Genomic DNA, 11687 nt, shown 5'->3' on the forward strand with positions numbered 1-11687 from the left:
CTGCCGACTGATTTGGCCTGATCGCCTTTCATTGATTTGCCGGGGTGATTGCACCCCGGCGTACCTACGGAGTTCAGATAATGAGCGATTATGTCCTTGGTGGCGCAACGCGCGAGAAGCTTAAACGGGTCAGCACGGCATCGCTGTGCACCGCCCTGTTCAAACGCGGTCTGCGCAATCAGTTTATTCAGGAGGTTGGCCCGGTTGCGCCAAAAGGCGAGAACATGGTCGGGCAGGCCTATACCCTGCGCTATATCCCGGCACGTGAAGACCGCAACCCGATCGAGGTTTTCCGCGATCCTAATCATCCGCAGCGTGTTGCGGTTGAACAATGCCCGGCTGGTCATGTTCTGGTGATGGATAGCCGCAAGGATGCCCGGGCGGCATCGGCGGGCTCGATCCTTGTAACCCGTCTGATGAAGCGCGGCGTTGTCGGTATCGTTACCGATGGTGGTTTCCGCGATGCGGAGGGTATTGGCAAACTTGATATTCACGCCTATCACAACCGTCCGTCGGCACCGACCAACCTGACCCTGCACGAGGCCTATGACCTTAACGTGCCGATCGGGTGTGGCGATGCGCCGGTTTTCCCGGGGGATGTTCTGGTCGGGGATAAGGATGGCGTTGTTGTCATTCCGGCCCATCTTGCCGACGAACTGGCCGAAGAATGCGCAGGCATGGAGAGCTTCGAGGACTTCGTTCTGCAAGAAGTTCTGGCCGGCAAGCCGATCATCGGCCTTTATCCGGCGACCAAGGACGAAACCAAAGCCAATTATGAGGCATGGCGCAAAAAAACGGGTCGCTGATCCCGTTATGCTTTGCTGAATATCGCGTAAAGCCGCCCCGTCTCGGGCGGCTTTTTGCATTTCGGGTCTAGCCAAGTGATCCGGTCAGTTTGCCGGTGGATTGGCGAACATGCTTTCGTCATGGCGCAAAAGGCTTTGGCCGATTGCACCCTGCAATGCCAGATCCTTGTCCCACGGCAGGTGGATGATCTTGGGCCCGTTACGCAGTTCCGGCACCTGTGCCTCGCGAAGGCCACGTTCGATTTCGGGTTCCATCAGATCGTAGGCCCGTGCGCCGGAACCGGTGATCAGGATGCGTTCCGGTCCCAGAAGGGCGATCAGATTGGCAATGCCATATCCGAGTACCTTTCCGGCGTGGCGGAACAGATCGGCAAGATCTTCGTGGCCGTCACGTGCCCGTTTGACCAGATCCATCATCTGTTTTTCGCTGGGATGCAGGTTGTTGGCATCGGGCATATCAATCAGGCCACTGGCATCGCGCAGAATGGCGTAATCCCCGATATAGGCTTCGATACAACCGCGTCGTCCGCAATTGCAAAGCGGGCCATCGGGTTGATATTTCATGTGACCGAATTCGGCGGCAGCGCCAAAATGGCCATTATACACCGCCCCGTTCAGGACAAGCCCCATGCCGACGCCGTAGCCTAGCATGATGACGGCAAAATCACCATTGCCGCCAAGATCGTTATTCTGGGTGATGGCAGTTGCAATGCAGTTAGCATCGTTTGACATCTGTACAATGCCGCCAAAGCGTTCGCGCAACGGTTTGGTGATTGCGATATGTCGATTGCGAAGGGCCGGTGACCAGATGATTTCGCCGCTGTTGCTGTCGGCAACGCCCTGAATGGCGATACCGATCCCGATGGGCGGGTTTGGTGCAATGTCGCGGTTATCGGAAATGAACTGATCAATCAGATCGCAAAGTGTTGTCACCAGCGATGTTTCATCAAGATCACGTGTGTTGATGCTGTGCTGGATGCTGCGTTCAATCTCGCCCTTGAAATTGCCCAGTGCGATTTCAACCAGATTGATCGTTAGTTTAACGCCAACCACACAGGCCGCGCCGGGCACAAGATCAAGTAGAACCTTGGGGCGGCCGCGTGTAGCGCTTTGGCCGTTATTGCCATTTGTGCCGTTTGGTGCGCCTTGTGTTTCCTTTACCAGCCCCTGGGCAATCAGATCGGCGGTCAGCGATGTTACTGTCGCCGGGCTTAATCCGGTGGCGTTGCCGATATCGATACGGGCGGCAGGGCCATGAATACGCAGAAAACGCAGAATGGCAATCTGGGATGGCTGGCGTGGGGTATCGTGATCGGTTCGACGGCTCATCGGCGGGGCCTGTTATTCTGCAAGGCGGGATCGGAACCGGGGGCAAACCCGGTTCCGGATAAGGGCATGTTTTTTATCGTTTTGGCAAGCTGGTGATGCAGCGGGTTAAAGCAATCCACGTGCGGCCAGATTGGTCATCAGTGCCGTAATGCCAAAGGTCCATGGCGCAATGGTATCGGACCGCTCGACCTGATTGCAAAGCTTGCCGAGGCAGGGGGTCGAAATGGTAACGAGATCGCCCATTTCGTGGGTGAAGCCCTTGCCAGCACCACCACGATCATCGGTGGGCGCAAACATGGTGCCCAGAAACAGCATGAAGCCATCCGGATATTGATGATGTTTGCCGCATGCCTGTGCGGCGAGGCTTTCGGGTGAGCGGCTGATCTGGCTCATGGAGGATCCAGCATCAAGGTGATAGCCATCCTGCCCGTCGACCGCCATTTCAAGATCGGCCTGCTTGACGGTTTCAAGCGTGAAATTACCATCAAAAATGCGGATGAACGGCCCGATGGCGCAGGAGCCGTTATTGTCCTTTGCCTTGCCCAGAAGCAGGGCGGAGCGGCCTTCGACGTCGCGCAGATTGACATCATTGCCAAGGGTGGCGCCGACGATTTTGCCCTTTGAGCTGACAGCCAGAACCACTTCGGGTTCCGGGTTGTTCCAGTTTGAAATCGGATGCAGGCCGACATGCGCGCCATGACCGACGGCGGACATCGGCGGGGATTTGGTAAAGATTTCCGCATCCGGGCCAATCCCGACTTCAAGATATTGCGACCATGCGCCTTTGGCGATCAGGACTTCCTTGATGTCGGCGGCCTTTTTAGATCCCGGTTCGATTTGCGACAGGTCATCGCCGATGATGCCGGTGATTTCTGCGCGGATCAGGTCGGCCTTGCTGGCGTCGCCGCGCGCCTGTTCTTCGATCACACGTTCCAGAAGACTTGCAACAAATGTCACGCCACTGGCTTTGATCGCCTGAAGGTCGTTGGGGCTGAGCAAATGAAGTGTTTGCGATCCTGCACCGGGTTTTGATGCGGCAACAATGTCATCCAAAGTACCCACCAGCGGGAAACCAGACGGATTGCGAAGCTGTGATACCAGGTCATCGCGTTCAAGAAGCTGACTGATGGTCGGGGCCAGTTTGCTGATATCGCGAAGGTTGCCCTGATCGACAACAACCGGGGTCGGGCCGGAAACGCGCGGATCCCAGACGCGACCAACCAGAATGGCATTGCCATGATCGTCGGGCAGGATGTCGCTTGCGGTATTTGGGAAGTCGATAGTCATTGAAGGGCCTCTTTGTTCGGGGCGTTGGTGGCACCCGGTCCGGCAAGATGCAAAAGATGATCGGGCATTTTGCCCAGAATGATCATTCCAAGAACGTCATCATGGGTAACATCTTTGGTCGGGACGGTGCCGACCAGCTTGCCGTTCTTCATAACATGCAAACGATCAGACAAATCAAACACATCATGAAGATCGTGACTGATCAACAAAATACCGAGCCCGTCGCGTTTAAGTTGATCAATCAGTTCGCCGACCATGCGGGTTTCATGCACGCCAAGGGCGGCACACGGTTCATCCATGATCAGAACGCGGGCTTCGAACAAAAGGGCACGCGCAATTGCCACCGATTGCCGTTGCCCGCCCGAAAGTGCAGAAACGGGGGATGTGAATTTATGGAAATTCGGGTTCAGGCGATGAAGCACTTCACGCGCCTTGTGTTCCATCGCGGCATCGTCAAGAAAGCCAAATTTATCAACGATTTCACGGCCGAGAAACAGGTTCTGCGCGGCATCAAGATTATCGGCAAGGGCAAGGTTCTGATAGATGGTTTCGATATTGTTGTCGCGCGCATCGCGGGCATTTTCGATTTTGGCTTCGCGGCCATCAACAATGATCTGGCCGGTGTCGGCCTTGTATGCACCCGAAAGCACCTTGATCAGAGTTGATTTGCCTGCACCGTTATGGCCAAGCACGCCAACCACCTCGCCGGGATAAAGATCAATGGAAACCCCGTCGACCGCCTTGACCCCGCCAAAGCTGATATGGATGTCGCGCATTTCGACCAGCGGGTTTTGACCGGTTTTGATATCGTTCATTTCCCCATACTCCTAACTGGTCGGGTCGCTATAGCGACGGTGGAAATATTTGTCGCTGAACACGGCAAGGACAAGCACAAGGCCGATGACGATGCTTTGCAGTGATGTATCAACACCCAGAAGCGCCATGCCGCTTTGCAGGCTTTGCATCACAAGGGCACCGATCAGCGCGCCATAGATGGTGCCGACACCGCCGGCCAGCGACGTTCCGCCGATCACAACCGCGGCAATCACGCGCAATTCGTCAAGCGTGCCAAGGTCATTGCCCGCCGATTGCAGGCGTGCCGATGAAATCGCCGCACTGATCGCGCACAGAATTCCCATCAGGGCAAAAACCGCAACCGTCATGCGTTTGACGTTAATGCCTGCCAGTTCGGCGGCCTGTGGGTTGCCGCCCATGGCGAAAACGTAGCGCCCGAACCGGGTGCGTTTGGCAACGATGGTCAGAACAATCGCCACAAGGGCAACAATCAGAAGCGGAATCGGAATGCCGTGCGAAATCATAAGGTTTTCCGGCGTCACCGGAATACCGCGATCTTCAAGAATGCGTTCGGCTGCACGTTCGGGTAGATGATAGGCGTTCAATGTGATGATCGCCACCAGAACCAGCCCGGCCTTGATCAGTGTATTGGTATATTCCGCCCAGATCGGTTTGACCGGGAACTGGAAGGAAAGCCTGCTGCGACGTTCCATGATGGCGGCATAGATGATGGCGACAATGGCGATGGCTGCGACAATCCAGCTCCAGGTTGCGCCAATCGTGCCTTCGATCCCGCCGCCCAGCAGCATGAAATTGTGATCAAGCGGGGCAACAGTACGCCCTTGCGTGACCCACCATGCCGCCCCGCGCCAGACCAGAAGCCCGCCCAGGGTCACAATAAAGGCCGGAACGCTAAGATAGCCAACGGCAAGCCCCTGTATGCCACCAATTGCCGCCCCGATCACCAACCCGACAATAAGGGTGATGATCCATGTCATCGGGTGATTGTATTCAAGGAATTGTGGCAGGATGTCGGATTGCACGACACCCATGATCATCGCAAGAACACCCAGTATCGCACCGACCGAAAGGTCGATATGGCGGGTGACGATAATCAGCACCATCCCGCACGCCATCACGGCAACGGATGCCGTCTGAACCGACAGGTTGAAGATATTGCGCGGGGTGATGAAGCGTCCGCCGGATGCGATGTCAAAGCCGATCCAGATAACCAGAAGCACAACGGCGAGCCCTACAAGGCGGCGGTCGACTTCCATCTTGGCAAGTAGTCTTGTCATGTAAAATGCTCGTCAGGCAGCGGGGCCGGTCGATCAGATGCGGCCGGCCCCGGGGTTTAACAAGGTCGGATGGAGGAAACCTGCCTAGTTACAGGCAGCGACCTTGCCGCTTTCAACCCCTTTGCAGACGACGTCCTTGGATACCCAGCCCGCGTCGATCACAAGATCAAGCTTGTTCTGGTTGATCGCGACCGGATCAAGGAAGTAGGACTTCATGGTGACACCGTTCGGGCTGTTCCAATCCTGGGTTCCTTCGACGTCACCCAGTTTGGTGCCTTTTGCCAGTTCAACCGCGATTTCGGCCGCGCGCTGTCCCAGAAGGCGGGCATCTTTCCAGACCGAAACCGTCTGGGTGCCAAGCGCAACACGGTTAAGGGCGGCGTGATCGCCATCCTGACCGGAAACCGGAATGCCTTGCATGCCCTGTGCGGAAAGGGCGGCCACAACGCCACCCGCCGTGCCGTCATTCGAGGCGACAACGGCGTCAACCTTGTTATCGGCAGCAGTCAGGAACTGTTCCATGTTGCGCTGGGCGATGGCTGGCTGCCAGCTATCGGTATAGGCTTCGCCGACAACCTTGATATCGCCGCTATCGATTGCCGCCTGAAGGATTTCAAGCTGCCCTTCATGCAGGATATTGGCGTTCGGGTCGGTCGGTGCGCCTTTGATGAATACGTAATTGCCTTTCGGCTGTTGGGCAAACACGGCTTCGGCCTGAAGACGGCCGACTTCCTTGTTGTTGAAGGTAATGTAATAGGCGTTCGGGTCTTCGATCAGGCGGTCATAACCAACCACCGGAATGCCTTCATTGATCGCCTGCGTGACTGCAGCACCAATGGATGAGGAATCCTGTGCCAGAACGATCAAGGCATCTGCACCACGCGAAATCAGGCTTTCGATATCGGAAAGCTGTTTGGAGGGCGAGCTTTGGGCGTCGGCGCTGATATATTGTGCGCCAGCTGCTTCAAGCGCCTTGACAATGGCGGCTTCGTCGGTTTTCCAGCGTTCTTCCTGGAAGTTCGACCAGCTGACACCAACGATCAGATCGTCGGCAAAGGCGTTAGCGGAAAACAGCACGGCACCGGCCAGTGCGACCGAGGAGAGGAGTTTTTTCATCTGTTTCTTCCCTGAATGATATGTGTCTTGCAGTGACATTTATTTTTGTTGTCGAAAAAATGTTGACGCCTTCGATCCGTCCTGTCAAATTTTTTTTAATGAACAAATTAAAAATCTCGCTTTTACGCTCAAATCCACCGTTAATCCGCATCATTGGTTGATTTCAGGCGGATTTGAGTTGGTGCAGCGCAGCATTTAATTTGATAGTGAAAAATAAAAGATGAAAACAAGTCAGGGAACGTCATGACAGCGAGTTATCACGACATAGAGGGCAAATCGGTTCTGGTGACCGGTGGCGCGTCGGGCATCGGGGCGTCTATCGTCCGGGCTTTTTGTGCGCAGGGCGCGCGGGTCGGCTTTTTTGATATCGATGATGCTGCCGCGGAAAAACTGTGTGCCGAAATCGAAAACGATCTGGGCGTGCGCCCGCATTATATCTCGCTTGATCTGCGTGATCAGGTTCGGATTCCCAAGGCCGTTACCGAAATGGCATCGAAAATCGGTGTGATTGATGTGCTGGTCAATAATGCGGCTCGCGATGATCGCCACAGTCCAGAAGAAACCGGGCCGGATGAATGGCGTGAGAAGCTTGATGTCAATCTGTCACATCAGTTTTTCTGTTCGCGTGCCGTGGCAAAGGGCATGGCCGAAAAGGGCCGTGGCAGCATCATTAATTTCAGTTCGGTAAGTTACTTGATGGGGTTGCCCGATCTGGTCGGTTATGAAACCGCTAAGGCAGGCATTGTCGGCATGACACGCGCCTTGGCACGTGACTGGGGTGCGGATGGCATTCGGGTCAATACCGTGATTCCGGGCTGTATTATTACCCAGCGCCAGCTTGATCTTTGGATCAGCCCGGAGGACGAGGAACGCATTCAATCACAGCAATGCGTCAAACGCCGCCTTGTCGGGGATGATGTTGCACAGATGGTGCTTTTCCTGGCATCCGACGTATCATCGGCGTGCTCGTCACAAAGCTTTATCGTCGATGGCGGGCTTGTCTGATAGTCTGCCACCAATCAAATAAATTCGCACCATTTCGTCCCGATTCCCGCAGTCAGAGACCATCATGCCCCAATCCCTTCCCAATGCCATCACCATTGACGAAAAAGCCAATCCCTATCGCGACTGCATTCAGGGGCTAGCCAATCAGCCGATTACGGTTGTGCGGCTATTGCGCGATGCGGTGAATGAAAACCCGGTTGTCGCCAGCGACCGGAAATTCAATGTACCCGAAATCCGAGATGTGGTCGGGCGACTGGTGGAAAACCGGCCACGCATTGCGATTATTGGCGGGGCCCCGGATCATCCGGCGCATTTGCTGGATCGGCCACAGGCTTTGATGGCGGCAATTCGCATATGGGAAATGGGTGGGGTGCCGTTCCTGTTTCATGTGCCGGTAATTTGCGATGGCACCGCGCAGAATAATATCGGCCAAAGCTATTCCCTGGCATCGCGGAACCATACGGCGGCGGCGGTCAATATTACCTTTGAAGGCCACAGCTATCATGCGGCCTACGTCATTGCCGGGTGCGACAAATCACCCGCCGCGGTGGTGGCTGGGCTGGCAGCCGCCGATCAGGCGCGCAAATATCGTGGTGATCAGGCCCCGGTCTGGGCGGTGTTTGCCCCGTCCCACGTCCTGAAGGGCGGGGAAATTCCCGATGGAACCCGCCGGTTGCTGGATAAAATTGCCGATGATGCAGATCGGGCCGGGCATGATGACCTTGGTTCGGATATTCGCGAAAATATGCGCTATATTCTGCAATGCACGTCTGACGAAGCCTTTGCCGGGTTGCTGGACCGGGCGCGGTTATTGGGCATTATCGATGGCAAGATGGAGCGCCGGGTTCTTGATGAGCTTGCCGGGGCGACCTGTGATTCCAAGGGGGGAATTTGCGCCTTTAACGGTACAGGTAATTCATCGCGCACCATGCTGGCTGCCTTTGGCCTGACACCGCCCGAACTGGAATTGCTTACCGATGTGCCGCCCTATGCAGCAGTGGCGGCCGGGATTGATGCGATGTTTGGGGTCTTCAACAAACCCGAATATGCGATCAGCAATCTGTTGAAACGCAACTTTGCCAATTTCGTGCGTATTCATAATGCCACGGGGTCAAGCAGCAACATGCTGCTGCATTTGCCCTTCATGATGCGCTATGCCGGGTTTGACGTGACGATTGATGATTATCAGGATGTGCGTCTTAAAACGCCGGTGCCGGAAATCTTCGCCCATAGCCTGACGGAAAATCGCGATACCTTTGTTCTGGCCCAGCAAATGGCCGAAGGCAAAAATCGTGGTATGGAAAGTATCTATCGCGTTCTTGCCGATCTTGGTGTGGCGATGGATCTGGATGCGCCGACGGTTCTTGGCAAAACATGGGGCGAACGGATTGCCAATCTTGAAAACCCCGTCGATCTGTCACTTGGCGATAAATCGGTTATCCGGGCGACCCCTGTACGCAAGCGGTCCGGCGTGGATGTTCTGACCGGCAGCTTCTTTGAAAATTGTGCGGTCAAGACATCGGGCATGAGCGACCATCTGATCGAACATTTCGACAATCACGTTTTCATCGTACGCTATTATGAAAATGAGCATGTCTGTAACGCTGATTTTGCCTCGCCCGATCTGGTGACGCGCCTGATTGAAACCGATGGCGTGGACGAAGAACTGATTGCAGCCGTGGTCCGGCGCAATGGTGGTAACCGGGTTGATATGGACGCCCCCAAGGATATGCTGGCACAGGGGCATTTGTCCTTTGCCTTTGTGATTGGCGGGCAGGGGCCGGAAGCCTATGGCATGCCGGAAATGTTTTCACCGTCCCAGAACCTGCGCCACCATCGCATCCTTGAAGCGTCAAGCATGCTGATCACTGATGGCCGTTATTCCGGCGTGACCAAGGGGGCGTGTATCGGCCATATGGTGCCCGAGGCATTCGTGGGTGGCGGCATCGGTCATCTGCGCGACGGGGATGTGCTGCGTCTTGATCTGACAAAAAATACACTGGACTGGCTGGATCGCGATGCGTTCCTTGCAGGGATGGAAACGGCCGGAAGCCCGATTGATCTGGCGGATCGTGCGTCGTTATTTGCTGAACGGCAAAAACGCATGATCGCACGTCAATACGATATCGCAGCCAGCAACGTGATGGATCATGTATCGAACGCTGCACGCGGGATTGTCCCCGGTGTGGTGGATCGTCGTGCGGTCAATCCGTGGCGAAGCTGATCTGAGGGGGAGGGATTTCTGCCACGCCCTTGCGAAATCAGTATGATCCAATACCTCATCAGGGAAAGAACCGGCGTCGCCGGAAAATCTGATATCGACAAGGAGGACCATCATGACCAGCAAGCTGACGGTGCAGACGCCGAACGGTAATTTCGATGCCTATGTTGCCATGCCAGCCAAATTACCGGCACCGGTGGTGGTGGTTATTCAGGAAATCTTTGGTGTTAATGCCGTGATGCGTAGCATTGCCGATGATTATGCCAAACAGGGCTATATCGCGGTTTGTCCCGATCTGTTCTGGCGGATCGAGCCGGGGATCGAAATCACCGACAAGACCGAAGAAGAATGGAAACAGGCATTTGGCTATTATCAGGCATTCAATGTCGATAAGGGTGTCGAGGATATTGCGGCAACCCTGACGGCAGCACGCAAGATTGATGGTGCAAATGGCAAGGCCGGTGTTGTCGGTTTCTGCCTTGGCGGGCTTTTGACCTTCCTGTCGGCGACGCGCACTGATGGCGATGCCTTTGCAGTCTATTACGGCGGCGGCATGAACAATTATGTCGGTGAAGCCGGGAAGATCAAACAGCCGGTGATCATTCACTTGGCCGGGAATGATGAATATATCCCCGCCGATGCACAGGCCGTTATCAAGGATGCGCTTGATGACCATCCGTTGACCGAGCTTCATTTCTATCCCGGTCGCGATCATGCGTTTGCGCGCAAGGGCGGGGCGCATTACGACGAGAAGGATGCAGAAACCGCCAATGCGCGGACGGCCGAGTTTTTCCAAGCCAATCTTGTGTGATCGTCACAACGTGATCCCAACGAGGGCCGCAAATCTGCGGCCCTTTTAATTTACAAGATCAATGATCGTTGCTGGACCAAGGGATGGTTTATTTGTATGAGGAATGCAAATAAATCGATCATGGGAGGAATAAGTAAATGAAACTTCTGCGTTTTGGAGCTGCCGGTGCGGAAAAGCCCGGGCTTCTTGATCCGGATGGTGTAATCCGCGATCTTTCAGCGGTGATCGAGGATTTCAATCCCGATACCATTTCCGATGCGACCTTTACCAAAATCGCAGCCCTTGATCCCAAAAACCTTCCGGCAGTTTCGGGCAATCCGCGAATTGGTGCCTGTGTTGCCAAACCTGGCAAGTTCATTTGCATCGGTTTGAACTATTCCGATCATGCCGCCGAGGCGGGCATGCAGGTGCCGCCCGAGCCGATCATCTTTTTCAAGGCAACATCGGCGGTTTGCGGCCCGAATGATGATGTCGAAATCCCGCGTGGGTCGGAAAAATCTGACTGGGAGGTTGAGCTGGGCATCGTGATCGGCAAGCAAGCCAAATATGTGACCGAGGCGGAGGCGCTTGGCCATGTTGCCGGTTATTGCGTGGTCAATGATGTGTCCGAACGTGCGTTTCAGCTTGAACATGCAGGCCAATGGGTAAAGGGCAAAAGCCACGATACCTTTGGCCCGATTGGCCCGTGGCTGGTGACACGTGACGAGGTTGCTGATCCGCAGAACCTTTGCCTTTGGCTGGAGCTGAACGGCGAACGCGTTCAGAATGGCAGCACGGCAACCATGGTTTACGGCGTTGCCCATCTTATCAGCTATCTGTCGAAATTCATGACCCTGCAACCGGGCGACATCATCACGACCGGCACCCCGCCCGGTGTTGGCATGGGCATGACGCCGCAACGCTTCCTGAAACCCGGAGATGTCATGCAACTAGGCGTCGAAGGGCTGGGAAGCCAGCGTCAGAAAACCGTTCAGGCCTGATGAGGCTTGTGAACAAAATGAAAAGCCCCGCAGTGTATG

General features: G+C 55.3%; 10 protein-coding genes. 5 read left to right on the top strand and 5 right to left on the bottom strand.

Annotated features, from left to right (window positions below; all coding sequences use genetic code 11):
* Positions 1-80 precede the first annotated feature (80 nt).
* The gene (locus SMB34_RS06310) at positions 81-806 is read left to right on the top strand and encodes a ribonuclease activity regulator RraA (RefSeq protein WP_037988567.1); all 726 of its coding nucleotides are present in this window, start codon (positions 81-83) and stop codon (positions 804-806) included.
* A gap of 84 nt (positions 807-890) precedes the next feature.
* On the opposite strand, the gene SMB34_RS06315 is transcribed toward SMB34_RS06310, so the two are convergent.
* The 5 genes from SMB34_RS06315 to xylF form a co-directional block, all read right to left on the bottom strand.
* Entirely contained in the window at positions 891-2135 is a 1245-nt protein-coding gene (locus tag SMB34_RS06315) for an ROK family transcriptional regulator (protein ID WP_037988569.1), read from the bottom strand.
* Positions 2136-2240: 105 nt separating this feature from the next.
* Positions 2241-3422 carry a fumarylacetoacetate hydrolase family protein gene (locus tag SMB34_RS06320; protein WP_051682153.1) on the bottom strand — a complete coding sequence of 394 codons (1182 nt, stop codon included), beginning with the start codon at positions 3420-3422 and terminating at the stop codon, positions 2241-2243.
* Positions 3419-4237, bottom strand: a complete 819-nt coding sequence (locus SMB34_RS06325; RefSeq protein WP_007090591.1) for an ATP-binding cassette domain-containing protein — start codon at positions 4235-4237, stop codon at positions 3419-3421. The genes SMB34_RS06320 and SMB34_RS06325 overlap by 4 nt, the downstream gene beginning before the upstream one ends.
* A 12-nt stretch (positions 4238-4249) precedes the next feature.
* A complete protein-coding gene (locus SMB34_RS06330; RefSeq protein ID WP_084716508.1) occupies positions 4250-5515 on the bottom strand; it encodes a sugar ABC transporter permease in 1266 nt (421 codons plus the stop codon).
* 84 nt (positions 5516-5599) lie between these two features.
* Positions 5600-6631, bottom strand: a complete 1032-nt coding sequence (gene xylF, locus SMB34_RS06335; protein WP_007090589.1) for a D-xylose ABC transporter substrate-binding protein — start codon at positions 6629-6631, stop codon at positions 5600-5602.
* A 243-nt stretch (positions 6632-6874) separates the two neighbouring features.
* Between xylF and SMB34_RS06340 the strand changes: the two genes are divergently transcribed.
* The 4 genes from SMB34_RS06340 (at position 6875) to SMB34_RS06355 (ending at position 11648) form a co-directional block, all read left to right on the top strand.
* Positions 6875-7636: an SDR family NAD(P)-dependent oxidoreductase gene (locus SMB34_RS06340; protein WP_037988575.1), complete on the top strand. Its 762-nt coding sequence runs from the start codon at positions 6875-6877 to the stop codon at positions 7634-7636.
* 64 nt (positions 7637-7700) lie between these two features.
* On the top strand, positions 7701-9860 hold the full coding sequence (locus SMB34_RS06345; RefSeq protein WP_037988578.1) for a dihydroxy-acid dehydratase domain-containing protein: 2160 nt from the start codon (positions 7701-7703) through the stop codon (positions 9858-9860).
* A gap of 112 nt (positions 9861-9972) precedes the next feature.
* Entirely contained in the window at positions 9973-10668 is a 696-nt protein-coding gene (locus tag SMB34_RS06350) for a dienelactone hydrolase family protein (protein ID WP_037988580.1), read from the top strand.
* A 137-nt stretch (positions 10669-10805) separates the two neighbouring features.
* On the top strand, positions 10806-11648 hold the full coding sequence (locus SMB34_RS06355; RefSeq protein WP_037988581.1) for a fumarylacetoacetate hydrolase family protein: 843 nt from the start codon (positions 10806-10808) through the stop codon (positions 11646-11648).
* Positions 11649-11687 lie beyond the last annotated feature (39 nt).

Origin of the sequence: Thalassospira permensis NBRC 106175 (assembly GCF_000714555.1) — a bacterium.
In the GTDB taxonomy this organism is placed as follows: Bacteria; Pseudomonadota; Alphaproteobacteria; order Rhodospirillales; family Thalassospiraceae; genus Thalassospira; species Thalassospira xiamenensis.

Excerpts from the sequence above, each read along its gene's own strand:
- SMB34_RS06330 (WP_084716508.1), bottom strand. The coding sequence starts at position 5,515 with ATGACAAGACTACTTGCCAAGATGGAAGTCGACCGCCGCCTTGTAGGG.
- SMB34_RS06340 (WP_037988575.1), top strand. The coding sequence starts at position 6,875 with ATGACAGCGAGTTATCACGACATAGAGGGCAAATCGGTTCTGGTGACC.
- SMB34_RS06325 (WP_007090591.1), bottom strand. The coding sequence starts at position 4,237 with ATGAACGATATCAAAACCGGTCAAAACCCGCTGGTCGAAATGCGCGAC.
- SMB34_RS06350 (WP_037988580.1), top strand. The coding sequence starts at position 9,973 with ATGACCAGCAAGCTGACGGTGCAGACGCCGAACGGTAATTTCGATGCC.
- SMB34_RS06315 (WP_037988569.1), bottom strand. The coding sequence starts at position 2,135 with ATGAGCCGTCGAACCGATCACGATACCCCACGCCAGCCATCCCAGATT.
- SMB34_RS06310 (WP_037988567.1), top strand. The coding sequence starts at position 81 with ATGAGCGATTATGTCCTTGGTGGCGCAACGCGCGAGAAGCTTAAACGG.
- xylF (WP_007090589.1), bottom strand. The coding sequence starts at position 6,631 with ATGAAAAAACTCCTCTCCTCGGTCGCACTGGCCGGTGCCGTGCTGTTT.
- SMB34_RS06320 (WP_051682153.1), bottom strand. The coding sequence starts at position 3,422 with ATGACTATCGACTTCCCAAATACCGCAAGCGACATCCTGCCCGACGAT.
- SMB34_RS06355 (WP_037988581.1), top strand. The coding sequence starts at position 10,806 with ATGAAACTTCTGCGTTTTGGAGCTGCCGGTGCGGAAAAGCCCGGGCTT.
- SMB34_RS06345 (WP_037988578.1), top strand. The coding sequence starts at position 7,701 with ATGCCCCAATCCCTTCCCAATGCCATCACCATTGACGAAAAAGCCAAT.